Source organism: Citrobacter sp. Cpo147 (genome assembly GCF_030332405.1).
GTDB classification, from domain to species: Bacteria; Pseudomonadota; Gammaproteobacteria; order Enterobacterales; family Enterobacteriaceae; genus Citrobacter; species Citrobacter portucalensis.
This window is the reverse complement of record NZ_JAOWHX010000033.1, coordinates 260,717-285,905: the sequence shown is the minus strand read 5'-3', so window position 1 is coordinate 285,905 and position 25,189 is coordinate 260,717. Positions and strand designations below refer to the sequence as shown.

Genomic DNA, 25,189 nt, shown 5'->3' with positions numbered 1-25,189 from the left:
GTGAGCATGGATATTAGCGATTTTTATCAGACATTTTTTGATGAAGCTGACGAACTGTTGGCTGATATGGAGCAACACCTGCTTGATTTGGTTCCTGAAGCCCCGGATTCCGAACAGCTGAATGCCATTTTTCGTGCAGCGCACTCGATTAAAGGCGGGGCGGGCACCTTCGGCTTTACCATTTTGCAGGAAACGACCCATCTGATGGAAAACCTGCTGGATGAAGCGCGGCGTGGCGAGATGCAGCTCAATGCCGACATTATCAACCTGTTTTTGGAAACGAAAGATATTATGCAGGAACAGCTCGACGCCTATAAAAGCTCAGTGGAGCCTGATGCCGACAGTTTTGAGTATATCTGCCAGGCGTTACGGCAGTTAGCGCTCGAAGCGAAAGGTGAAACCGCACCGGCAGTTGTCAACCCAGCAAAACTTAGCGTTGTTGACAGCGCCGCGATGCAGGAAGAGGCGGTTGCAAAGCCTGAACCCGCCAGTGAAGAGAGCAAAAAACGCATTACTCTCTCGCGCCTGAAAGCCAGCGAAGTGGATTTACTGGAAGAGGAACTGGGGAATCTGGCGACCTTAACCGATGTGGTAAAAGGAAGCGACACGTTATCAGCAACGCTTGATGGCAACCTCGCAGAAGATGACATCATCGCGGTGCTTTGCTTTGTCATTGAAGCCGACCAAATTGAATTCGAAACCGTCAGCGCAGAGCCTGTGGCAGCTGAAGCTGATGAGGTGGCTGTTGTCATTGAGCCGCAGCCGGTTGCTGTGGCACCTGCGGTGAAAGCTACCGCCAGTGAAGCACCACATAGCCGCGCGGAACGTGAAAAACCCGCCCGCGCCAGCGAGTCGACCAGTATCCGCGTAGCAGTTGAAAAGGTTGATCAGCTTATTAACCTGGTTGGCGAGTTGGTGATCACGCAGTCGATGCTGGCCCAGCGCTCTAACGAACTGGATCCTGTCAATCACGGCGATCTCATCACCAGTATGGGTCAGTTACAACGTAACGCCCGAGATTTGCAAGAGTCGGTGATGTCGATTCGTATGATGCCAATGGAGTACGTGTTCAGCCGTTTCCCTCGTCTGGTGCGCGATCTGGCCGGTAAGCTGGGTAAACAGGTCGAGCTGACGCAGGTTGGTAGCTCAACCGAACTCGATAAGAGCCTGATTGAACGCATCATCGATCCGTTGACGCACCTGGTGCGTAACAGCCTCGACCATGGTATCGAATTGCCGGAAAAACGCCTTGAATCCGGCAAAAGCCCAATCGGCAATCTGACGCTTTCCGCGGAGCATCAGGGCGGGAATATTTGTATTGAAGTGACCGATGATGGCGCTGGCCTGAACCGCGAACGTATCCTGGCTAAAGCTGTCTCTCAGGGCATGCCGATCCACGAAAACATGAGCGATGACGAAGTGGGTATGCTGATCTTCGCTCCAGGCTTTTCGACCGCCGAACAGGTGACGGATGTTTCCGGACGCGGCGTGGGTATGGATGTGGTGAAGCGAAATATCCAGGAGATGGGCGGCCATGTTGAGATCCAGTCTAAACAGGGACAGGGGACCACTATTCGCATTCTGCTGCCGCTGACGCTGGCGATCCTCGACGGGATGTCCGTGCGTGTGGCCGATGAGGTCTTCATTCTGCCACTGAATGCCGTTATGGAATCGCTGCAACCGCGCGAAGAAGATCTCCATCCGCTGGCCGGAGGAGAGCGCGTTCTGGAAGTGCGTGGCGAATATTTACCGCTGGTTGAGTTGTGGAAAGTCTTTGAGGTTGAAGGCGCTAAAACTGAAGCGACTCAGGGCATAGTGGTCATTTTACAAAGTGCAGGGCGTCGCTATGCGCTGCTGGTGGATCAGTTAATTGGCCAACACCAGGTGGTGGTCAAAAACCTGGAAAGCAACTACCGCAAAGTGCCAGGTATTTCTGCTGCAACGATCCTCGGCGACGGCAGCGTCGCGCTGATTGTCGATGTCTCTGCATTGCAGGGGTTAAACCGCGAACAACGTGTGGCGATCACAGCCGCCTGATTGAGTGAGAAGGGAATAATATGACCGGTATGAGTAATGTAACTAAACTGGCCGGCGAACCGTCAGGTCAGGAATTCCTCGTGTTTACGCTGGGGGATGAAGAGTACGGTATCGATATCCTGAAAGTGCAGGAAATCCGTGGTTATGATCAGGTGACGCGCATCGCTAACACGCCAGCGTTTATCAAAGGCGTCACAAACCTGCGTGGTGTGATTGTGCCTATCGTCGACCTGCGCGTGAAATTTAGCCAGAGCGATGTGGATTACAACGAAAACACCGTGGTGATCGTGCTGAATCTGGGTCAGCGTGTGGTTGGCATTGTGGTAGATGGCGTCTCGGATGTGCTGTCGCTGACAACGGATCAAATCCGTCCGGCACCGGAGTTTGCGGTCACGCTGTCAACGGAATATTTGACGGGATTGGGTGCGCTGGGTGACCGGATGCTGATTCTGGTCAACATTGAGAAGCTGCTGAACAGCGAAGAAATGGCGCTGCTGGATATTGCCGCTTCCCACGTCGCATAATCGTCATAACTCATCCGGCCTACAATGATTGCTGTTGCAGGCCGGATTAGCGTAGCGCATCCGGCAGATTTCCCTCTTACGCTTCCCGCTCAACCAGCTCCGGTTCTTCTTCCAGTAAACCTTCATCCTGCGCCAGCATCGCCGTTGCAATCCCGTTACCTAATACGTTGATTGCTGAACGTCCCATATCCAGGAAGTGGTCAATTCCCATCAGCAACAGGATCCCGGCGACCGGAATGTTAAAGCTCGGGATGGTTGCAGCCAACACTACCAGTGCTGAACGTGGCACACCGGCAATCCCTTTGGACGCCAGCATCAGCGTCAGCATCAGGACGGTGATTTCTGCGAAGGATAGGTGGATGTTATAGGCCTGCGCGATAAACATAGAGGCAAATGAACAATAGACCATGGAACCGACCAGGTTAAACGAATAACCGATAGGTAGCACGAATGACACGATGTTGGGTGAGCAGCCAAATTTAGTTAATTGCTCCAGCGTTTTCGGATAAGCGGCCTCAGAGCTGCTGGTGGTGAATGCGACCAAAACCGGGTCTTTCAGCATGCTCACCAGGCGAAATACCTCTTTTTTCAGCATGACATATCCCACAGCCAGGAGAACCAGGCAGGTCAGCAAAATCGCCACATAGTAGCCGCCGATAAACGACGCATAGTTAAGCAGGATCCCCAGCCCTTGGGTGGAGATGACGGAAGAGATGGCGGCAAAAATAGCCAGCGGCGCAACGTACATCACGTAGCCGGTCACTTTCAGCATAATGTGGGAAACCACATCCAGCGCGGCAACCAGTGGAGCGTTAAATTTCTCTCCGAGCGATGCGCCACCAATACCGAAGAACATTGAGAACACCACAATTTGCAGGATCTCATTGTTAGCCATCGCTTCGGCGATGCTGGTTGGAATGGTATGCGTCAGAAAACCTTTCAGGCTCATGCCGCCCACGGCGAGACCGGTGTCGGTGGCTTCCAGTGGGATCGCCAGGTTCAGCCCGCTGCCGGGTTGCTCAAGGGAAACCACAAACAGACCGACCAGGATAGACAATATAGAAGAGCTGATAAACCAGATCATCGCTTTCCCGCCCACACGACCGATGGTGGACGTTTCCCCCAGACGCATAATACCAACTGTCAGGGTGCTGAATACTAAAGGCGCGATCACCATCTTAATCAGACGTAAAAAGATGTCGGTGAGAAGCGTAATATTATCGGCCCAGGCGGTTACAACGCCGGGGGAGGCATAAGAGTGGATCACCGCACCCGACAGGATCCCCGCCAGCATGAAGATCACGATAAACAACGTGAGTTTGTTTGCATTTGCCACTAAAAAGCCCTCAGTAAGGATTTAACATTTATTGATCGGTTACTCATTTTTTATACTTATTAAGTGGTAACGAGGTATTCATCATATAAATTGGATTAAAGCGTAAGCGGATACAACTTTTTTTAATTTTTTATCCATTTTGTTGTGGTATTTACGATGCGTATGTGTGATCTCAATCACATAAAAATGCGTACTTCGGCCATTCTGGCCGTGCTCATCGATGAAAATAAATGTTATTTACATGATAATTATGGTGTTTTTATGTGAATGATTTGTGGTTGCTGCGCACCCGTTTTATCTTCCCCTCGCCAGGCTTCACATCCCTTCAGGATTTCCTTTTCGCAAACGTAAAGTTATCTCAGCGAGTGCCGATAACGTTGATAACTCGTTTTCAGGAAGGTGCCTTATGTTTAACCGTATCCGCGTTGTCACAATGCTGATGATGGTGCTGGGGGTTTTCGCACTGCTACAGCTTGTTTCCGGTGGTCTGTTGTTTTCTTCATTGCAGCAGAATCAGCAAAGTTTTGTTATTTCTAACGATCTTCGACAGCAGCAAAGTGAACTCACCTCAACATGGGATCTGATGCTGCAGACACGAATCAATTTAAGCCGTTCTTCTGCGCGCATGATGATGGATGCGTCTAACCAGCAAAGCAGCGCTAAAAACGATCTGCTGAAGAATGCGAAAGCATCGCTGGCGCAGGCTGAAACGCATTACGCAAAATTTAAAAACATCACACCGTTGCCGGAAATGGCAGAAGCCAGCGGCAACGTCGAGGAAAAATATCAGCAGTACCATGCTGCCCTGGCAGAACTGGTTCAGTTTCTGGAAAGCGGCAATATGGACGCCTACTTCGCGCAGCCTACGCAGGGAATGCAAAACGCGCTCGGCGAGGCGCTGGGCAAGTACGCCAGCGTTAGCGAAAAGCTTTACGTCCAGGCATTTGATCAAAGCGCGCGGGATTACCATTTCGCCCAATGGCAGCTTGGCGTGTTGGCCGTCGTGCTGGTGCTGATTCTGGTGGTGGTCTGGTACGGCATCCGTCATACCCTGCTTAATCCTCTGTCCCGTGTCATTGCCCATATCCGGGAAATCGCCAGCGGTAACCTAACCGCAACTCTCGCTGTTAGCGGTCGTAACGAAATCGGCGAGCTGGCCAGTACGGTTGATCATATGCAGCGCTCCTTGACGGAAACCGTCACCCTGGTGCGTGAAGGCTCTGATGCGATTTATTCCGGTACCAGCGAAATTGCCAGCGGAAACACTGACCTTTCATCTCGTACGGAACAGCAGGCGTCTGCACTGGAAGAGACCGCAGCCAGCATGGAACAGTTGACCGCAACCGTGAAGCAAAACGCGGACAACGCGCGTCAGGCCTCGCAACTGGCGAAAAGCGCGTCCGATACCGCGCAGCATGGCGGCAAAGTGGTTGATAGCGTGGTGAACACCATGCACGAAATCGCCGATAGCTCGAAGAAAATCGCCGACATCATCAGCGTCATCGATGGCATTGCCTTTCAGACCAACATTCTCGCACTGAACGCGGCGGTTGAAGCAGCGCGTGCCGGTGAGCAAGGCCGCGGCTTTGCTGTGGTGGCGGGTGAAGTGCGTAATCTGGCAAGCCGCAGTGCGCAGGCGGCGAAAGAGATTAAGGCATTGATTGAAGATTCCGTTTCCCGGGTTGATACCGGTTCCGTACTGGTAGAAAGCGCCGGCGAAACGATGAACGATATCGTCAATGCCGTGACGCGGGTGACAGACATTATGGGCGAGATTGCCTCGGCATCTGACGAGCAAAGCCGGGGGATTGATCAGGTTGCGCTCGCGGTCTCTGAAATGGATCGTGTTACGCAGCAAAACGCCTCATTGGTACAGGAGTCAGCTGCCGCAGCGGCCGCTCTTGAAGAACAGGCCAGTCGCTTAACGCAGTCGGTATCGACTTTCCGTCTTGCGTCACGTCCGGCCTCGACAAAACCGCGCGATACACGATTACCTGCAGCCCCGAGCGCATCCTATCCGCGCCAGAGCATTGAACAAGATACGAATTGGGAAACATTTTGACTGATAGTTAAACCGCGGCCAGTGCCGCCCGATGGGAGCGTTGATGTTTAATCGTATTCGAATTTCGACCACGCTGTTTTTGATTTTGATCCTCTGCGGAGTTTTGCAGATTGGCAGTAATGGCTTGTCCTTCTGGGCATTTCGGGACGGTTTTCAGAACCTGAATCAGGTCGAACGGAGTAATCAGCAACGCGCTGCGCTGGCCCAAACCCGCGCTGTGTTATTACAGGCCAGTACGGCCCTTAATAAGGCAGGGACGCTGACCGCCCTGAGCTATCCGCCAGAGGACATCAAAACGCTGATGACCCTCGCGCGCGATAGCCTGACGCAGTCTGAATTGATGTTTAAACGCTTTATGGCGACGTCGGATTCGACGGAGCAAGGCAAGGCGCTGTTTGGCGCAACGGAGAATAGCTTCAGCCAGTGGCACAGCGCTCTCGCGCATCAGGCAACCTGGCTTGAAAACAATCAGTTGTCAGATTTTCTGACCGCGCCGGTGCAGGCGGCTCAGGATGCTTTTGATGCGAATGTGAATGCGTGGCAGAGCAACATTGACAGCGTGTTGCAAACGGCGGGGGAGCAGAGTCAGCGTAATTACCATATGTCGGGGGTGATTTTCGCCACCATGGTGGTACTGGCGGCACTGCTCACCAGCGGTGCGCTGTTCTGGTCACGCAAGATGATCGTTCAGCCGCTGGCGATTATTGGCAGCCATTTCGACAGTATTGCCGCGGGGAACCTGGCACGACCGGTAGCAGTTTATGGGCGCAATGAGATCTCGGCTATTTTTGCCAGCCTGCAGAAGATGCAACAGGCGTTACGCGAAACGGTAAGTGACGTTCGTCAGGGCAGCTCAGCCATGCATAGCGGTATTTCAGAAATCGCGATGGGCAATAACGATTTGTCTTCACGGACTGAACAGCAGGCGGCTGCGCTGGCGCAAACGGCGGCCAGCATGGAACAACTGACCGCCACCGTCGGCCAGAACGCTGATAACGCGCGCCAGGCATCAGGAATCGCCAAAAGTGCGGCAGACACAGCGCATAAAGGTGGCGAGCAGACGTCCCGGGTCGCCAGCACCATGCATGAGATTTCTGCCAGCTCGCAGAAAATCGGCGACATTATCGGGGTGATTGACAGCATTGCCTTCCAGACCAATATCCTGGCGTTGAATGCCGCGGTAGAGGCCGCCAGAGCGGGGGAGCAAGGGCGTGGTTTTGCCGTCGTCGCCGGAGAAGTGCGCAATCTGGCAAGCCGTAGCGCACAGGCGGCGAAAGAAATTAAGGGACTGATTGAGGAATCCGTCACCCGGGTGCATCAGGGATCGCAACTGGTGGATATGGCGTCGCGCACGATGACGGAAATTGTCAGTTCGGTGACCCGGGTTAACGACATCATGGGCGAGATTGCCTCGGCATCCGATGAACAGCGCAGAGGCATTGAGCAGGTGGCGCAGGCCGTCAGCCAGATGGACTCTGTGACGCAGCAAAACGCCGGTCTGGTGGAAGAAGCCGCATCCGCCGCCGGACAACTTGCGACGCAGGCCGATCATCTTTCTGCTTGTGTCGCATTTTTTAAACTTGAAGAGCAAACCGTAGCAAAACAAGAGTTGGCGCAGCCTCAGGTTGCGCCCGTTGTATCCTGAATGTGATTGAGAAGGCGCTATGACATCATCTCTGCCCTCCGGGCAAACGTCATTATTGTTACAGATGACACAGCGCCTCGCGCTGTCTGACGCGCATTTTCGTCGGATATGTCAATTAATCTACCAGCGTGCGGGGATCGTACTGGCCGACCATAAGCGGGACATGGTTTATAACCGCCTGGTTCGTCGTCTGCGTACCCTGGGGCTGGATGACTTTGGTCGCTATCTCAGCATGCTGGAAGCTAACCAGAACAGCGCTGAGTGGCAGGCTTTTATTAACTCCCTGACTACCAACCTGACCGCTTTTTTTCGCGAAGGGCATCATTTTCCGGTGCTGTCAGATCATGCTCGTCGGCGCAACGGTGAATACCGCGTCTGGAGCGCGGCGGCGTCAACCGGAGAAGAACCCTACAGCATTGCGATTACGCTTGCCGATACCTTAGGTATGGCACCGGGCCGCTGGCGTGTTTTTGCCAGCGACATTGATACCGAAGTGCTGGAAAAGGCCAGAAATGGCATTTATCGCCTTGATGAGCTAAAGACGCTGTCACCCCAGCAGCTGCAGCGTTATTTCATGCGCGGCACCGGACCGCATGAAGGGCTGGTACGCGTTCGGCAGGAACTGGCAGGTCATGTTGAATTTTCCAGCGTGAATTTACTGGATAAGCAGTACAACGTGCCAGGACCGTTCGACGCCATATTTTGTCGTAACGTTATGATCTATTTCGATAAAACGACTCAACAGGACATTTTGCACCGTTTTGTTCCACTTCTTAAACCTGACGGGCTGCTGTTTGCAGGTCATTCAGAAAACTTTAGCAACCTTGTGCGCGAGTTTAGCCTGCGTGGACAGACCGTGTATGCGCATGCGCCAGGTAAGGATAAAGCATGAGTAAAATCAGGGTGTTGTCGGTAGATGATTCTGCATTGATGCGTCAAATCATGACCGAAATTATTAACAGTCACAGTGATATGGAAATGGTGGCGACGGCGCCGGATCCGTTGGTCGCCCGGGATTTAATCAAAAAATACAATCCCGACGTCCTGACGCTGGACGTGGAAATGCCGCGCATGGACGGCCTCGACTTTCTTGAGAAGTTGATGCGTCTGCGTCCGATGCCGGTAGTCATGGTTTCTTCGCTGACCGGTAAAGGTTCAGAGGTCACGCTGCGGGCGCTGGAGCTGGGGGCAATTGATTTTGTCACCAAACCGCAACTGGGGATCCGCGAAGGAATGCTGGCGTATAGCGAGATGATTGCGGAGAAAATCCGCACCGCATCGCGGGCAAAACTGGCGGCCCATAAGCCCATGGCTGCACCGACGACCTTGAAGGCAGGGCCATTACTCAGTTCGGAAAAATTGCTGGTGATTGGGGCGTCAACCGGAGGAACAGAGGCAATTCGCCATGTACTCCAGCCATTGCCGCTTTCAAGTCCGGGTATTCTTATTACCCAGCATATGCCGCCAGGATTTACCCGTTCGTTCGCAGAACGTCTGAACAAACTGTGCCAGATAACCGTGAAAGAGGCAGAGGACGGAGAGCGCGTACTTCCAGGGCATGCGTATATCGCGCCGGGTGACAAGCATATGGAACTGGCGCGCAGCGGCGCGAACTATCAAATCAAAATTCATGACGGTCCGCCGGTTAATCGGCATCGGCCTTCAGTGGATGTGCTGTTCCATTCGGTGGCGAAACATGCGGGGCGCAATGCCGTCGGGGTGATCCTGACCGGTATGGGCAACGATGGCGCAGCCGGAATGTTAGCGATGAATCAGGCGGGAGCCTGGACCATTGCGCAAAACGAAGCAAGTTGTGTGGTGTTCGGCATGCCGCGCGAGGCCATCAATATGGGTGGCGTAAGCGAAGTGGTCGATCTTAGCCAGGTGAGCCAGCAAATGCTGGTGAAAATTAGTGCCGGACAGGCAATACGTATTTGAATCAGGAGTTTATTTTTATGGCGGATAAAGAGCTTAAGTTTTTGGTTGTGGATGACTTTTCCACCATGCGTCGCATCGTGCGTAACCTGCTTAAAGAGCTGGGATTCAACAATGTTGAAGAGGCTGAAGATGGCGTGGATGCGCTGAACAAGCTGCAGGCTGGGGGATTCGGCTTTGTTATTTCTGACTGGAACATGCCGAACATGGATGGACTGGAACTGCTGAAAACCATCCGTGCCGATGGCGGGATGGCTTCTCTGCCGGTGCTGATGGTCACGGCAGAAGCGAAAAAAGAGAACATCATTGCGGCAGCACAGGCAGGTGCCAGTGGCTATGTCGTGAAACCGTTCACGGCGGCGACGCTGGAAGAAAAACTGAATAAAATCTTTGAGAAACTGGGCATGTGAGGGTGTGATGATGATGCAACCACAAATTAAACCTGCTGACGAACACTCTGCCGGGGACATCATCGCGCGCATCGGCAGTTTGACCCGAATGCTGCGCGACAGCTTGCGTGAACTGGGGCTGGATCAGGCCATTGCCGAAGCGGCAGAAGCGATTCCTGATGCCCGCGATCGTCTCGATTATGTTGTGCAGATGACCGCGCAGGCGGCGGAGCGTGCGCTAAACAGCGTAGAAGCTTCGCAGCCGCATCAGGACGCGATGGAAAAAGGGGCCAAAGACCTGACCAAACGCTGGGATGAATGGTTCGAAAATCCGATCGAACTGTCCGATGCTCGTGAACTGGTCACCGATACCCGTCAGTTCCTTGGTGATGTGCCTGGACATACCAGCTTTACCAATGCCCAGTTGCTGGACATCATGATGGCGCAGGATTTCCAGGATCTCACCGGACAGGTCATCAAGCGCATGATGGATGTTATCCAGGAAATTGAACGTCAGCTGCTGATGGTTCTGTTGGAAAACATTCCGGAACAGGGCGCACGTCCAAAACGTGAAAACGAAAGCTTGCTTAACGGCCCGCAGGTTGACGCCTCGAAAGCCGGTGTAGTGGCAAGTCAGGATCAGGTTGACGACCTGCTGGATAGCCTCGGGTTCTGATGAGTATTTGCCGGATGTGAGGCGTGGGCCTCTCATCCGGCTTACGCGCAATTCTGCTTAAAGCCATAAATCCCGTCTTTTTTACCGCTTACTCTTCCCATTGCTGGATAGCTGTTCTGGCATCATTCTCGCCTATATCTCTATCCAGGGTCTGATGCGTGGCAGAAGAAAGCGACGACGACAAAACAGAAGCCCCCACACCCCACCGACTTGAAAAAGCGCGGGAAGAAGGGCAGATCCCCCGATCCAAAGAGCTAACCTCACTGCTTATTTTGCTGGTGGGTGTGTGCATTATCTGGATAGGTGGGGAGTCGCTTGCCCGCAGACTGGCTGGCATGCTGTCGGCCGGATTACGTTTTGACCATAGCATGGTTAACGACCCGAATCTGATCCTCAGCCAAATCATCCTGCTGATTAAAGACGCGATGATTGCGCTGTTGCCGTTGATTACCGGCGTCGTTTTGGTGGCTTTAATCTCCCCGGTGATGCTTGGCGGCTTGATTTTCAGCGGTAAATCCCTGCAACCCAAATTCTCGAAGCTGAATCCGCTGCCGGGCATTAAGCGCATGTTTTCCGCGCAAACCGGCGCAGAACTGCTCAAAGCGATACTGAAGTCCACGTTAGTGGGAAGCGTGGCCGGATTTTATCTCTGGCATAACTGGCCGGCGATGATGCGTCTGATGGCGGAGTCACCGATTACGGCGATGGGCAACGCCCTGGATTTAGTCGGTATGTGTGCACTACTGGTGGTACTTGGCGTTATTCCGATGGTGGGGTTCGACGTCTTTTTCCAGATCTATAGCCATGTGAAAAAGCTACGTATGTCGCGTCAGGATATCCGCGATGAATTTAAGCAAAGCGAAGGTGACCCGCACGTTAAGGGCAAAATTCGTCAAATGCAGCGCGCGGCCGCTCAGCGTCGCATGATGGCGGATGTGCCGAAAGCAGACGTTATTGTCACTAACCCTACGCACTACTCAGTGGCGTTGAAGTATGACGAGAACAAAATGAGCGCGCCGAAAGTTGTTGCGAAAGGGGCCGGGCTGGTTGCGCTGCGCATCCGTGAAATTGGCGCAGAGCACCGTGTCCCGACATTAGAAGCGCCGCCACTGGCGCGTGCGCTCTATCGCCATGCTGAAATTGGTCAGCAAATACCGGGTCAATTGTATGCCGCCGTTGCTGAAGTACTGGCATGGGTATGGCAGCTAAAACGCTGGCGTCTGGCTGGCGGCAAGCGTCCACCACAACCTGAAAACCTTCCGGTGCCTGAAGCACTGGATTTCATGAACGAGAAGAATACTGATGGCTAATCTGGTCGCGATGCTGCGTCTGCCCAGCAACCTGAAATCCACGCAATGGCAAATCCTTGCCGGACCGATCCTCATCCTGCTGATCCTGTCGATGATGGTGCTGCCGCTGCCGGCTTTCGTCCTCGATTTGCTGTTCACATTTAACATTGCGCTGTCGATCATGGTGCTGCTGGTGGCGATGTTCACCCAGCGTACGCTGGAGTTTGCCGCATTCCCGACGATTTTGCTGTTTACCACATTATTACGCCTGGCGCTGAACGTCGCGTCGACCCGTATCATTTTGATGGAAGGACACACCGGCGCAGCGGCGGCGGGGAAGGTAGTTGAAGCCTTTGGTCACTTCCTGGTGGGCGGTAACTTTGCGATCGGCATCGTGGTCTTCGTGATTCTCGTCATCATTAACTTTATGGTAATCACCAAAGGTGCCGGACGTATCGCCGAGGTTGGCGCTCGCTTCGTGCTGGACGGAATGCCCGGCAAGCAGATGGCGATTGATGCGGATTTGAATGCCGGTCTGATTGGCGAAGATGAAGCTAAAAAACGACGCTCGGAAGTGACCCAGGAAGCGGATTTTTACGGCTCAATGGACGGTGCGAGTAAATTCGTCCGTGGAGACGCCATCGCCGGTATTTTGATCATGGTGATCAACGTGGTCGGCGGTCTGTTAGTTGGGGTGTTGCAGCATGGTATGAGCATGGGCAGCGCTGCGGAAAGTTATACCCTGCTGACCATCGGTGACGGGCTGGTGGCACAAATTCCTGCGCTGGTTATCTCTACCGCGGCGGGCGTTATCGTGACCCGCGTGAGTACCGACCAGGACGTAGGCGAACAGATGGTGACCCAACTGTTCAGTAACCCCAGCGTCATGTTGCTCAGTGCGGCGGTACTTGGACTTTTGGGTCTGGTTCCGGGCATGCCGAACCTGGTGTTTCTGATGTTTACTGCCGCATTGTTGGCTCTGGCATGGTGGATGCGCGGTCGTGAGCAAAAAGCGCCAGATGAACCGCAGCCGGTGAAAATGCCGGAAAACAACTCCGTGGTGGAAGCCACATGGAACGACGTGCAGCTGGAAGATTCGCTGGGCATGGAGGTTGGTTACCGCCTGATCCCAATGGTGGATTTTCAACAAGATGGTGAGTTGCTGGGGCGAATTCGCAGTATTCGTAAGAAATTTGCCCAGGATATGGGCTTCCTGCCGCCGGTGGTACACATTCGAGACAATATGGATCTGCAGCCGGCCCGCTATCGAATTTTGATGAAAGGGGTAGAGATTGGCAGCGGTGACGCCTATCCGGGACGCTGGCTGGCCATTAACCCGGGTACCGCCGCCGGGTCGCTACCGGGTGAGAAAACGGTCGATCCGGCGTTCGGACTGGACGCTATCTGGATTGAAAGCGCATTGAAGGAACAGGCGCAGATTCAGGGCTTTACGGTGGTTGAAGCCAGTACTGTTGTCGCTACTCATCTAAACCACCTGATTGGGCAGTTCGCCGCTGAGCTGTTTGGCCGTCAGGAAGCGCAGCAGTTACTGGATCGAGTGTCGCAGGAGATGCCAAAGCTGACGGAAGATCTGGTGCCGGGCGTTGTGACGCTCACCACGCTGCATAAAGTGCTGCAGAACTTACTGGACGAGAAAGTACCGATTCGCGATATGCGCACCATCCTTGAAACACTGGCGGAACATGCGCCGCTGCAAAACGATCCGCATGAGCTTACCGCGGTCGTCCGTGTTGCGTTAGGACGCGCCATCACTCAGCAGTGGTTCCCGGGTAATGAAGAGGTTCAGGTTATCGGTCTTGATACTCCGCTCGAGCGTTTGCTGCTGCAAGCGCTGCAGGGGGGCGGCGGCCTGGAGCCTGGGCTTGCAGACCGACTGCTGGCCCAGACTCAGGAAGCGCTGTCCCGGCAGGAAATGTTGGGCGCGCCGCCAGTCTTGCTGGTTAATCACGCGTTACGTCCGTTACTGGCGCGGTTTTTACGTCGCAGCATCCCGCAGTTGGTGGTGTTATCGAATATGGAGCTTTCCGATAACCGCCATATCCGCATGACGGCGACCATTGGAGGTAAATAATGCGTAAGTTACTGTGGTTGTTGTTTTTTCCTCTGGTGGCGCAGGCCGCTGGAGAAGGGGCCTGGCAGGCAAGTGGTATGGGGATCACCTTAAATCACCGTGGCCAGTCAGCCTCGTCTGATCCTTTGGTTCCCAGCCAGCCGGTCTCAGGCTTGATGACGCTGGTGGCCTGGCGCTATGAGCTGAATGGCCCCACGCCCGCAGGTTTGCGGGTGCGTTTATGTTCTCAGTCCCGTTGTGTCGAGCTGGACGGGCAAAGTGGGACCACCAACGGGTTCAATAACGTTCCGGCCATTGAACCGATGCATTTTGTCTGGGAGGTCCCCGGCGGTGGTCGCCTGATCCCCGCGTTACGCATTCAGAGCAATCAGGTGATTGTGAACTACCGTTAACACCCTCCGTCATTCAGACCAGCAGTTGAAACTGCTGGTTGTTTCAACATTTCAGTCTCTCACTCAATTAAATAGAAACGCCGTTTTATAAAATAAGTGACGTACGTTGCCGGACTCTTTGCATTCTTGCCATTTCACGAATCCTTCTGGCAGAAATAGAAAGGTTTCACTTCCTGTTAGCTTTTACTGTGACCCTATAAGGATGCCCATTGTCAAAGCGAGGATTGCGGGGCCTCCAAAAAAGCTTCTGCGCCGTAACAGGGGCAAGTCTCAGCATTGAATCCGACATTGACAGAGGTTAAGTAAATGATTGTTTACCCGGTTAAACATAGCCCGTTATTGCGCCAGCCAGAACATTTTATTACCAGGGATGAATTAAAAACGCTGATCAAAAAGGTGACGCATAACCTGGTCAATATTCATGACGAAACCGGCGAGTTTTTGCTGCGTCTGGACGATGGACGCGTAATTGATACTAAAGGCTGGGCGGGATGGGAGTGGACACACGGCGTCGGCCTGTACGGGATGTATCAGTACTATCTGCAAACCGGCGATGAAACGATGCGCGATATCATCGATAGCTGGTTTGCCGAGCGTTTTGCTGAAGGTGCGACCACCAAAAACGTGAACACCATGGCGCCATTTTTAACGTTGGCGTATCGCTATGAAGAGACGCGTAACCCAGCGTATCTGCCGTGGCTCGACAGCTGGGCTGAGTGGGCAATGCATGAGATGCCGCGTACCGAATTTGGTGGTATGCAACACATCACGCTGGCGGAAGAAAACCATCAACAGATGTGGGATGACACGCTGATGATGACGGTTTTACCGCTGGCGAAGATTGGCAAGCTACTCAATCGCCCGGACTACATCGAAGAGGCAACGTATCAGTTCCTGCTGCACGTGCAAAACCTGATGGATAAAGAAACGGGGCTGTGGTTCCACGGCTGGAGCTATGAAGGAAATCATAACTTTGCTAATGCCCGCTGGGCGCGTGGCAACAGTTGGTTAACTATCGTGATCCCGGACTTCCTCGAATTACTTGATTTACCGGAAAACAATGCTGTTCACCGCTATCTGGTACAGGTCCTGAACGCGCAAATCGCGGCGCTGGCGAAATGCCAGGATGAAAGTGGGTTGTGGCATACCTTGCTGGACGACCCTCAGTCGTATCTGGAAGCATCGGCAACTGCCGGATTTGCCTATGGGATCCTCAAAGCAGTACGTAAACGCTATGTTGGGCAAGAGTATGCGCTGGTGGCCGAAAAAGCCATTCGCGGCATTGTGCAGCATATTTCGCCGGAAGGTGAACTGCTGCACACCTCGTTTGGTACCGGGATGGGACATAATCTTGATTTCTACCGCAACATCCCTCGGACCTCCATGCCTTACGGACAGGCGATGGCGATGCTGTGCCTTACCGAATACTTGCGAAAGTATTTTTGATATCGGTATTCAATGGCGATACCGCTATCGGACCTGATTGTTCAGTCGTCACTGTTTGTACCGTGTTGTCCTGCGGGGCAAACAGATGATCCATGATTTGACGCATAACCGGCGCGGCGGTGACACCATCGCTGCCGCCGTTTTCCAGAATTAACGCCACCGCGACCTTCGGGTTCTTATAGGGTGCAAATGCGGTATAGAACACGTGGTCGCGCAAGCGGACAGGGATCATCTTCGCATTGTAGGTCTGATTTTCTTTCAGGCTAAAGACCTGCGAGGTGCCGCTTTTTGCCGCAATGCCGTAAGGCGCGGTGTGAAAGAACTTATAACCTGTACCATTTGGTTCATTCGCCATGCCGAACATCGCCTGACGCACCAGTCCCCAGTAGGGCGATGAGGCCGAGGCGATTTGTGAAGGTGCTTCTGGAGCCTGATACGGCGTAATGGTTTTGCCGCTCTCTTCATCGAGCAGCAGGTGAGGGACGATAACCTTGCCGTTGTTAATCAGTGCGACCATGGCTTTTACCATCTGGATAGGCGTGGCAATCCAGTAGCCCTGACCGATGCCAACTGAAATAGTGTCCCCCTGATACCAGGCTTTTTTGTGTACTTTTTGCTTCCATTCACGGCTCGGGAGCAGGCCGTTATACTCCTCATCAAGATCGATGCCGGTCGGTTTACCGTAACCAAACTGGCTGAGCATGCTGTTAATCCGGTCGATCCCCATCATATACGCTACCTGATAGAAGAACGTATCGGCAGACTCTTCTATCGCTTTGGTGACATCCAACATACCGTGGCCCGTTTTTTTCCAGTCACGGTAATGTCGCTCGGTGCCGGGTAGCGTCCAGGTAGGGGCACCGAAGAAACTGGTCTGCGGCGTGATCACACCGTTCAGTAATGCCGACATCGCCATATACGGTTTGACCGTTGAAGCGGGAGGGTACAATCCCTGCGTGACGCGGTTGATTAATGGCAGGTCTTTATCCTGGAGTAGCTTGTTATAGTCCTGATAGCTGATGCCTTTGACAAATGGATTAGGGTCGTAGCTGGGGTTTGAGACCATCGCCAGTACGGAACCGTCGTGTGGATCTTCAACCAAAACGGCGGCACGCTGGCCAGCCAACAAGCTCTCAATGTATTGCTGTAAATGTAAATCCAGCGTCAGATGGATATCTTTTCCGGCAACGGGCGGCACATCTTTGATCAGGCGTACGATGCGTCCGTGGTTATCTACTTCCACCTCCTGATAACCGGTCTTTCCATGCAGTTCGTTTTCGTAATAGCGCTCAATACCTTGCTTACCGATGTTGTGATCGGCGGCGTAGTTCTCCGCCAGACCTTTTTGATCCAGTGCTTTCAGGTCGTTGTCATTGATTTTTGAAACATAACCCAGGACATGCGCCAGCGCCGCGCCATAGGGATACTGGCGGTCTTCGTAACTATTGATGTTGACGCCGCTAAAATGAAACTGGTTTACCGAGAAACGGGCGATTTCGACATCGGTTAGCGCATTTTTTAGCACCACAGGACGATAGCGGCTGCTGGTTTTCAGCTCATGGCGAAACTGGTCTATGTCATCAGGAGTGAGGTCAACGATCGGCGTGAGCTGCTGGAGTAACGCATTCATATCGCTGATTTTATACGGCGTAACAGAAATATCGTACCAGGTAACGTTGCGCACCAGCGGGATGCCGTTGCGATCGTAAATCATGCCGCGCGTTGGGGCGACGGGCAGCATTTTGATGTCGTTTGCATTCGACCGGGTGGTGTAATACTGGTGCTGACAGATTTGTAAGTTATACAGATTGTAAATCAGGATGCCAAAACAGATGACTACCAGGCCAAAGGCCACCAATACACGCCGCTGGAAGAGCTTTTCTTCCGCCTCAAAATCTCTGAATGTCATTGACCCGTACCCGATTAATTCGCCGCCTAATGATACGGAGGCTTAGACGGGATGACAGGCAAAAGATGTTCCATATCTCTAGGGAAATGTGTCATTCCTTGTGGGTTGTTACAAATTACAGTGAACGTAGCCGTTTCTCGTCGGCCTGATAGTGCTGCCTACGAGGGCGGTAATTCGGGGAAATAAAAAAACCCGCGACATAGCGCGGGCTTTCATATTACTTGAGGTGATTACATACGTTCTACTGTTTCGATACCCAGTGTATCCAGACCCAGCTTCAGCGTTTTCGCCGTCAGCTGTGCCAGTTTCAGTCGGCTGTTACGAATCTCTTCGTTTTCAGCGCTGAGAATAGGGCAGTGCTCGTAGAAGCCGGAGAACAGACCAGCAACGTCGTACAGGTAAGCACACATCACGTGTGGCGTACCTTCACGTGCAACGACGGTCAGCGTTTCTTCAAACTGCAGCAGACGTGCCGCCAGTTGAGCCTCGCGATCTTCGCTGATGACGACCTGCGCATTTGCCAGCGCGCTTTCGTCGATATCTGCTTTACGGAACACGGACAGTACGCGGGTATAAGCGTACTGCATATATGGCGCGGTGTTACCTTCGAACGCCAGCATGTTGTCCCAGTCGAAGATGTAGTCGGTAGTACGGTTTTTGGACAGATCCGCGTATTTCACTGCGCCGATACCGACCGCATTTGCCAGTTTTTCCAGTTCGTCGGCAGGCATGTCTGGGTTCTTCTCCGCGACCAGACGACGTGCGCGCTCCAGCGCTTCATCCAGCAGATCGGCCAGTTTAACCGTGCCGCCCGCGCGGGTTTTGAACGGTTTACCATCTTTGCCCAGCATCATACCGAACATGTGGTGTTCCAGCGGCACTGAATCCGGCACATACCCGGCTTTACGTACGATGGTCCAGGCCTGCATTAAGTGCTGATGCTGACGGGAGTCGATGTAATAAAGAACGCGATCGGCATGCAGGGTTTCGTAACGATACTTGGCGCAGGCGATGTCGGTTGTGGTGTAGAGATAGCCGCCATCTTTCTTCTGAATGATAACGCCCATCGGTTCGCCTTCCTTGTTCTTATACTCATCAAGGAATACGACGGTAGCGCCTTCGCTTTCAACAGCCAGGCCTTTCGCCTTCAGATCGGCGACGATGCCAGGCAGCATCGGGTTGTACAGGCTCTCGCCCATGACGTCGTCACGGGTCAGGGTAACGTTGAGGCGATCGTAGGTTAACTGGTTCTGCGACATGGTAATGTCGACCAGTTTGCGCCACATCTCGCGGAAGTATTCGTCACCGCCTTGCAGTTTCACAACATAACTACGGGCGCGTTCCGCGAAGGCTTCATCTTCGTCGTAATGTTTTTTCGCATCACGGTAGAAACCTTCCAGGTCAGCCAGCGCCATCTCTCCGGCATTTTCCTGCTGCTGTTTTTCCAGCCATGCGATGAGCATACCGAACTGAGTACCCCAGTCGCCGACGTGGTTAGCGCGAATAACGTTGTGACCGAGGAACTCCAGCGTACGCACCGCCGCGTCACCGATGATGGTGGAACGCAGGTGACCAACGTGCATCTCTTTCGCTACGTTAGGCGCGGAGTAGTCAACCACGACGGTTTGTTTAGCCGGTTGAGTGACGCCCAGACGATCGGAAGCCAGCGCCTGCTGAACGTGCTGCGCCAGAAATGCCGGATCGAGAAAAATATTGATAAAGCCCGGGCCTGCAATTTCAACTTTGCTGGCAATCCCGTTGAGATCCAGATGAGTCAGCACCTGCTCAGCCAGTTGTCGCGGCGCCATACCCAGTTTTTTAGCGACAGCCATCATGCCGTTAGCTTGATAGTCGCCGAACTGTACTTTTGCTGACTGACGAACCTGCGGTTCGCAATCTGCAGGCGCACCTGCAGCAATCATGGCCTGACTGACTTTTTCTGAGAGAAGAGCCTGAATATTCACCGGAATACCTTACATTTATGAAGCGGCCTAAAATTCACCGCACCAGTTTAAGAATTAAGGGCGGGAGTATACTGCAAATGCCCGTTGCCGTCAGCATTGTGTGTACCGCCAGTAGCCTGAAATATAAACAATGCAATGGCGTAAATTTATTCATGATGTGTTCGGAGAAAACAGCGGTTGGATGGCGCAGCGCAACAGAGTAAATTAGCGACTTTGAACATGGATATGAGCTTTTAATATGGCGAACTGGCAAACCGTTGCAGAACTACAGGATATTTCTGCAGATTTACCGCATTTCACGCAGGCATTAACGGAACTTTCTACCCGTCTTGGGCTGGATATCACAGGCCTGGAAGCCGATCACATTTCCTTGCGTTGCCATCAAAATACCACCGCAGAGCGCTGGCGTCGTGGGTTTGAACAGTGCGGTGAATTGTTGTCAGAAAACATCATTAACGGCAGACCAATTTGTCTTTTTAAACTGCATGAGCCGGTTTGTGTGCAACATTGGCAATTTTCCATCGTCGAACTGCCGTGGCCGGGCGAAAAACGCTACCCACATGAAGGCTGGGAACATATTGAAATTGTTCTGCCGGGAGAGGCGGAAACGCTGAATGCGCGCGCGCTGGCGCTGCTTTCCGATCACGGTCTGAGTCAACCGGGCATATTTGTGAAAACCAGCTCGCCAAAAGGAGAGCGTGAGCGTTTACCGAATCCGACGCTGGCGGTTAGCGATGGCAGCGTGACGATAAAATTCCATCCGTGGTCGATTGAAACCATTGTGGCAAGCGAACGTCAGGAGTGAGCATGGCTATACTGGAAATCTGCTGTTACAGCATGGAGTGCGCGCGCACGGCGCAGCAAAAAGTCGCGGATCGTATTGAACTATGCTCGGCACCCAAAGAAGGGGGCTTAACGCCGTCACTGGGCGTCTTGCGTTCCGTTCGCCAGCACATTTCGATTCCCGTCAATCCCATTATTCGCCCACGTGGAGGCGACTTTTACTACACCGAAGGTGAATTTGCTGCAATGCTGGATGATATTGCGATGGTCAGGGAACTGGGATTCTCAGGGCTGGTGACCGGCATTTTAGATGTGGATGGCAATGTCGATATGCCGCGCATGGAGAAAATAATGATCGCCGCCGGTTCGCTGCAAGTCACTTTTCATCGGGCCTTTGATATGTGTGCTAACCCACTCAATGCGCTTAAAAAATTAGCTGAGCTGGGCATCGCCAGAGTACTCACTTCAGGGCAAAAATCAGATGCGGCGCAAGGTTTAACAAAAATAATGGAACTTATTGCGCTGCCCGGTGCTCCAATCATTATGGCCGGAGCGGGGGTTCGCGCCTCGAATTTGTCCCTGCTCCTTGATGCTGGAGTGCAGGAAGTCCACAGTTCTGCCGGAGTATGGCTGGCTTCACCAATGCGTTATCGCAATTCGGGGTTGTCGATGTCTTCGGATGCGCAGGCGGATGAGTATTCGCGCTATGCGGTAGACGGGACGGCGGTTGCTGAAATGAAAGCAATCATTGCACACCATCAGGCCAGCTGATTTTACCGTTGCATCATGTCGCCCAATATGATGCTTGCTCGTACCAGGCCCCTGCAATTTCAACAGGGGCCTTTTTTTATCCTTTTATGTCTGATGGCGGCGATGCCTTATCAGGCCTACGGGAGTTGTAGGCCCGGTACGCGTAGCGTCACCGGGCAATCCATCACGGCTTACGCGCAATCAAGACAGCACGCAGCGGGGCGGGGTAACCTTCTACCGTTTTGCTGTGGTCGTTCGGGTCGAGGAAGTCGGACAGTGACTCGGTTACCATCCACTCAGTGCGGCGCTGCTCTTCGGTGGTGGTGACGCAGACATCGGCGATGCGCACATCAACAAAACCGCATTTTTCCAGCCAGTTTTTTAAAGCCAACGCAGATGGAATAAAGTAGACATTACGCATTTGCGCGTAGCGATCGCCCGGCACCAGTACGGTAGTTTCATCACCTTCGACCACCAGTGTTTCCAGCACCAGTTCGCCATCTTTAACCAACTGATCCTTTAACTGCCACAGGTGTTCCAGCGGCGAGCGGCGGTGATAAAGCACGCCCATGGAGAACACAGTGTCAAAGGCGTTGAGCGCTGGAAGTTGCTCAATGCCCAGCGGCAGCAGGTGAGCGCGCTGGTCATTGCCCAGCAGTTTACGCACCGCCTCAAACTGGCACAGAAACAGTTGCGTAGGATCGATGCCAACCGCCAGATGCGCCCCCGCGCCAATCATGCGCCACATGTGATAGCCACTGCCGCAGCCGACGTCAAGAATGGTCCGCCCGGTGAGATCAGACAAGTGCGGCAGGACACGATCCCATTTCCAGTCGGAACGCCATTCGGTATCGATGTTGACGCCGTACAGCGAGTACGGTCCTTTACGCCATGGCATCAGGTTCCGCATCAGGGTGTCGATGCGTTTAAGCTGGCCTTCGCTGAGCGGTTCTTTACTTTCTGCGGTAACGCTGTGTAGTAAGTCCAGACGATGCGGCATCAGCTCGGGCAGAAACTCGACGGCGTTTGACCATTGTTTAAATAAACCATGCTGATCGCGCTGCCAGGCAGCGATTTGCGCCGGAAGCGTTTCCAGCCAATGGGACAGATGATTTTTGGCAATCAACTGATAAAAGTTACCAAAATCGATCATGCGCCAACCTCAGCTTTCAACGCCACCAGAGAGCCAAAGTTGAAGCACTGGAACCACAATTCGCTGTGCTCAAAGCCAGCCTGATGCAGTCGCGCTTTGTGCGTTTCGACCGAGTCGGTCAGCATCACGTTCTCCAGCATGCTGCGCTTCTGGCTAATTTCCAGTTCGCTGTAGCCATTGGCCCGTTTGAAGTCGTGGTGCATGTTGAACAGCAGTTCGCCAACGTTAGCGTCTTCGAAACTGAATTTTTCAGACAGCACCAGCGCGCCGCCGGGATTCAACCCTTGATAAATCTTATCCAACAATGCCTGGCGCTCAGGTGGCTCAAGGAATTGCAGGGTAAAATTCAGCACCACCATCGAGGCGTTTTCGATAGTAATGTTGCGAATATCGCCTTCGACAACCTCAACCGGGGTCGGTGCCTTATAGGCATCAATATGACGACGGCAGCGCTCAACCATCGCCGGGGAGTTATCGACGGCAATAATTTTGCAATTCTCGTGATGAATATTGCGACGCACCGAGAGCGTCGCCGCGCCCAGAGAACAGCCCAGATCGTAGACCTGCGTGTTGGGTTGTACGAAACGTTCGGCCAGCATGCCAATCATAGATATGATATTGGAATAGCCAGGAACGGAACGCTGGATCATATCCGGGAAGACTTCAGCTACCCGTTCATCAAAGGTCCAGTCACCCAGACTGGCGATAGGCGCAGAAAAAAGCGTGTCGCGGTGAGACATAACGTAAAAATCCGGGAAAAATAAAGTGGCGTATTGTGCGCTAATGCAGGGAGAAAACCAACTCCCAGGGCATATACCAAAGATTCGCCAGCACCATTAGCAACAGCGAACACCAGGTTGCGCTCATGCCCGAACGGCGCCAGCGGAATAGTCGGTGGTGGAATCCGTAATAATGCATCAGACGTCCGGCAATCAACATCAGCCCGCAAATATGCACCATCCACGTCTCTGCGCCGTTCATTTCCATAAATAACAGCAGCACTAACGCGACGGGAATATATTCCACCGCATTACCGTGAATGCGGATAGCGCTTTGCAGTTCACTAAAACCTCCATCGCCATAGGCAACGCGATATTGCATGCGCAGGCGAACGACGTCAAAGGAGAACTTTATTAACAATAACGCACCCAATACGGCATAAAGCGCGCTTACCATACAAACTCCCTTTTAAAATGGCTGCTGGCACTGACTATGATAGGTGGCATTTTCAGAAAAGAGAAGATTGCTGTGGAATAGAGGGTGCTGATCCGATCTCTGGCAGAGCACTGTGTAAATCTGCCCATAGCGTATCAACAAGCTCCGGGGCTTGCGCGATGTCCGGCGTATGCAAAAACAGATACGGCGTCGTGGTGCGTTGCCATAGCGGCAGCTTGGTCAGCCAGACGGCAAAAAGGGCGCTGTTTTGTGCCATATCATCGCTACCGATAAAGCGTACCATCGGATGGTTTGCCGTCACCACAGCATGCACCGGAACCTTCGGTTTTTTGCGCTGAGCGTCACGTATTGCTTCAGTATGTGGGATTGCGGCATGCACCGGGCGGCTGTCCAGAATCACCCGGTTTACTCCACGCTCGTGTAAACCGCGATTAAATAGCTGTTCGGCTTCGCCTTTGGCAAAGAAGTCTGGATGGCGAACTTCCACACCGTAGGTAAAGGGTTTCGGGAGCGCATCGAGAAACTGCCACAGGGCAGGCAGGTCGCGTGGGCTAAAGGTCGCGGGTAATTGCAGCCAGTATTGTCCAATGCGCGATTCCAGCGGCGACATACGCGTAAAAAATTCCTGTACCAGGTCATCACAATTACGCAGCGCGGCCTGGTGCGAGATGGTCGCCGGAAACTTAAAACAAAATCGAAACGCATCGGTGGTCTGTGCCTGCCAGCGGGCAACAATATCGGCTTTAGGCAGCGCATACAGCGTGGTATTGCCCTCCACGCAGTTAAAGTGGCGGGCATATTCTTCAAGGCTGGTGATCCCCAGACGCACCCATTTTGGATGCGACCACTGGGGTAAACCGATATAGATCATAGCGCTTGCAGAATCTCCTCCACGCTGCGAACGCGCGCAATGCGCGGGAAAATGTGAGTCATGCTGCCCTGGTGTTGTTCAGCACTGGCGGCGCTACAGGCATCCTCTGCAATGATCAGACTGAAACCCAGCTCCCACGCATTTCTCGCCGTTGACTCCACGCCAATGTTAGTTGAGATGCCGCACAGGACGATGGTATCGATGCCCCGGCGACGCAGCTGCAATTCCAGATCGGTGCCATAGAAGGCTCCCCACTGGCGTTTAGTCACTTCGATATCGCTGGCGCATTTCCCCAAAGCAGCCGGGTAATGCCACCAGTTTTCGGGCAACGCTTTTGCCGGAGTATGAGTATCTACCGGTTGTTTCAGCGCTTCGGCGTAATCGTCAGACCAGCCAACGCGCACCATTACCACCGGGGAACCGTGGGCACGGAATTTTTCCGCCAACTGCGCGGCGCGGGTAACCACATCATGTGCCGTATGAGGCCCGCCAGCGAAAGGCAGGATCCCTTCCTGTAAATCAATCACGACAAGGGCGGTTGTTTTAGCGTTCAATTCCAGCATGGTCACTCCAGTAATAAAAGAATTCCGTTACACCTTAATCGCGAATCAGTGTGAAAGGGGCGACAATTTTTGTTATTTTTTGTGAGATTACGCAATGCCCGTCCAGGAAACAGGCGTACAGTCAGTACCGGACTGAGAGTCTATCCCAGTAGGCTCTTATCGTGCGGCAGAATTTCCAGTATAATAGCCGCCTTTTT

22 protein-coding genes are annotated in these 25,189 nt (G+C 53.1%); 14 read left to right on the top strand and 8 right to left on the bottom strand.

Annotation, left to right across the window (positions count from 1 at the left end; genetic code table 11):
- Both cheA and cheW read left to right on the top strand, forming a co-directional pair.
- Window positions 1-2,037, top strand: a complete 2,037-nt coding sequence (gene cheA, locus OGY06_RS13375) for a chemotaxis protein CheA (protein ID WP_267440877.1) — start codon at window positions 1-3, stop codon at window positions 2,035-2,037.
- Between the two features lie 20 nt (window positions 2,038-2,057).
- Window positions 2,058-2,561 carry a chemotaxis protein CheW gene (gene cheW, locus OGY06_RS13370; RefSeq protein WP_003034638.1) on the top strand — a complete coding sequence of 168 codons (504 nt, stop codon included), beginning with the start codon at window positions 2,058-2,060 and terminating at the stop codon, window positions 2,559-2,561.
- A 76-nt stretch (window positions 2,562-2,637) separates the two neighbouring features.
- On the opposite strand, the gene OGY06_RS13365 is transcribed toward cheW, so the two are convergent.
- Window positions 2,638-3,897, bottom strand: a complete 1,260-nt coding sequence (locus OGY06_RS13365; protein WP_003833882.1) for a dicarboxylate/amino acid:cation symporter — start codon at window positions 3,895-3,897, stop codon at window positions 2,638-2,640.
- Between the two features lie 406 nt (window positions 3,898-4,303).
- On the opposite strand from OGY06_RS13365, the gene tar reads away from it, so the two are divergent.
- The 10 genes from tar (at window position 4,304) to bglB (ending at window position 15,823) form a co-directional block, all read left to right on the top strand.
- Complete coding sequence (gene tar, locus OGY06_RS13360) at window positions 4,304-5,959, top strand: methyl-accepting chemotaxis protein II (RefSeq protein WP_003833879.1); 1,656 nt, start codon at window positions 4,304-4,306, stop codon at window positions 5,957-5,959.
- A 43-nt stretch (window positions 5,960-6,002) separates the two neighbouring features.
- Window positions 6,003-7,604, top strand: coding sequence for a methyl-accepting chemotaxis protein IV (gene tap, locus OGY06_RS13355; RefSeq protein WP_164562670.1), 1,602 nt, complete (start codon window positions 6,003-6,005; stop codon window positions 7,602-7,604).
- A 19-nt stretch (window positions 7,605-7,623) separates the two neighbouring features.
- On the top strand, window positions 7,624-8,496 hold the full coding sequence (cheR, locus tag OGY06_RS13350) for a protein-glutamate O-methyltransferase CheR (protein ID WP_003833874.1): 873 nt from the start codon (window positions 7,624-7,626) through the stop codon (window positions 8,494-8,496).
- A complete protein-coding gene (locus OGY06_RS13345) occupies window positions 8,493-9,542 on the top strand; it encodes a protein-glutamate methylesterase/protein-glutamine glutaminase (RefSeq protein ID WP_003833872.1) in 1,050 nt (349 codons plus the stop codon). Before cheR ends, OGY06_RS13345 begins: the two co-directional genes overlap by 4 nt.
- A 17-nt stretch (window positions 9,543-9,559) precedes the next feature.
- Window positions 9,560-9,949, top strand: a complete 390-nt coding sequence (gene cheY, locus OGY06_RS13340) for a chemotaxis response regulator CheY (RefSeq protein ID WP_003034656.1) — start codon at window positions 9,560-9,562, stop codon at window positions 9,947-9,949.
- Window positions 9,950-9,959: 10 nt separating this feature from the next.
- The gene (gene cheZ, locus OGY06_RS13335) at window positions 9,960-10,604 is read left to right on the top strand and encodes a protein phosphatase CheZ (protein WP_003034659.1); all 645 of its coding nucleotides are present in this window, start codon (window positions 9,960-9,962) and stop codon (window positions 10,602-10,604) included.
- Window positions 10,605-10,762: 158 nt separating this feature from the next.
- Complete coding sequence (flhB, locus tag OGY06_RS13330) at window positions 10,763-11,914, top strand: flagellar biosynthesis protein FlhB (protein ID WP_003833866.1); 1,152 nt, start codon at window positions 10,763-10,765, stop codon at window positions 11,912-11,914.
- The gene (gene flhA, locus OGY06_RS13325; protein ID WP_003833865.1) at window positions 11,907-13,985 is read left to right on the top strand and encodes a flagellar biosynthesis protein FlhA; all 2,079 of its coding nucleotides are present in this window, start codon (window positions 11,907-11,909) and stop codon (window positions 13,983-13,985) included. The genes flhB and flhA overlap by 8 nt, the downstream gene beginning before the upstream one ends.
- Complete coding sequence (gene flhE, locus OGY06_RS13320; protein WP_003833862.1) at window positions 13,985-14,377, top strand: flagellar protein FlhE; 393 nt, start codon at window positions 13,985-13,987, stop codon at window positions 14,375-14,377. The genes flhA and flhE overlap by 1 nt, the downstream gene beginning before the upstream one ends.
- Window positions 14,378-14,683: 306 nt before the next feature.
- Window positions 14,684-15,823, top strand: a complete 1,140-nt coding sequence (gene bglB, locus OGY06_RS13315) for a beta-galactosidase BglB (RefSeq protein ID WP_267440876.1) — start codon at window positions 14,684-14,686, stop codon at window positions 15,821-15,823.
- Here bglB and mrdA2 read toward each other — a convergent pair.
- Together mrdA2 and argS are read right to left on the bottom strand one after the other, a co-directional pair.
- Window positions 15,795-17,732, bottom strand: coding sequence for a peptidoglycan DD-transpeptidase MrdA2 (gene mrdA2 / locus OGY06_RS13310; protein WP_003833859.1), 1,938 nt, complete (start codon window positions 17,730-17,732; stop codon window positions 15,795-15,797). The genes bglB and mrdA2 overlap by 29 nt on opposite strands.
- A gap of 230 nt (window positions 17,733-17,962) precedes the next feature.
- Window positions 17,963-19,696: an arginine--tRNA ligase gene (gene argS, locus OGY06_RS13305; RefSeq protein ID WP_003833857.1), complete on the bottom strand. Its 1,734-nt coding sequence runs from the start codon at window positions 19,694-19,696 to the stop codon at window positions 17,963-17,965.
- Between the two features lie 238 nt (window positions 19,697-19,934).
- Between argS and OGY06_RS13300 the strand changes: the two genes are divergently transcribed.
- Complete coding sequence (locus OGY06_RS13300; protein WP_003833855.1) at window positions 19,935-20,501, top strand: VOC family protein; 567 nt, start codon at window positions 19,935-19,937, stop codon at window positions 20,499-20,501.
- Between the two features lie 2 nt (window positions 20,502-20,503).
- Window positions 20,504-21,250: a copper homeostasis protein CutC gene (gene cutC / locus OGY06_RS13295; protein WP_286605470.1), complete on the top strand. Its 747-nt coding sequence runs from the start codon at window positions 20,504-20,506 to the stop codon at window positions 21,248-21,250.
- 163 nt (window positions 21,251-21,413) lie between these two features.
- Here cutC and cmoB read toward each other — a convergent pair whose 3' ends face one another.
- The 5 genes from cmoB to OGY06_RS13270 are packed head-to-tail and all read right to left on the bottom strand — an operon-like array spanning window position 21,414 to window position 24,992.
- On the bottom strand, window positions 21,414-22,382 hold the full coding sequence (gene cmoB / locus OGY06_RS13290) for a tRNA 5-methoxyuridine(34)/uridine 5-oxyacetic acid(34) synthase CmoB (protein WP_286605468.1): 969 nt from the start codon (window positions 22,380-22,382) through the stop codon (window positions 21,414-21,416).
- A complete protein-coding gene (gene cmoA / locus OGY06_RS13285) occupies window positions 22,379-23,122 on the bottom strand; it encodes a carboxy-S-adenosyl-L-methionine synthase CmoA (RefSeq protein WP_008785057.1) in 744 nt (247 codons plus the stop codon). Before cmoA ends, cmoB begins: the two co-directional genes overlap by 4 nt.
- Window positions 23,123-23,162: 40 nt before the next feature.
- Window positions 23,163-23,558 carry an MAPEG family protein gene (locus OGY06_RS13280; RefSeq protein ID WP_003833847.1) on the bottom strand — a complete coding sequence of 132 codons (396 nt, stop codon included), beginning with the start codon at window positions 23,556-23,558 and terminating at the stop codon, window positions 23,163-23,165.
- 52 nt (window positions 23,559-23,610) lie between these two features.
- The gene (locus OGY06_RS13275) at window positions 23,611-24,429 is read right to left on the bottom strand and encodes a DUF72 domain-containing protein (protein WP_003833844.1); all 819 of its coding nucleotides are present in this window, start codon (window positions 24,427-24,429) and stop codon (window positions 23,611-23,613) included.
- Entirely contained in the window at window positions 24,426-24,992 is a 567-nt protein-coding gene (locus OGY06_RS13270; protein WP_240389403.1) for a hydrolase, read from the bottom strand. The genes OGY06_RS13275 and OGY06_RS13270 overlap by 4 nt, the downstream gene beginning before the upstream one ends.
- Between the last annotated feature and the right edge of the window lie 197 nt (window positions 24,993-25,189).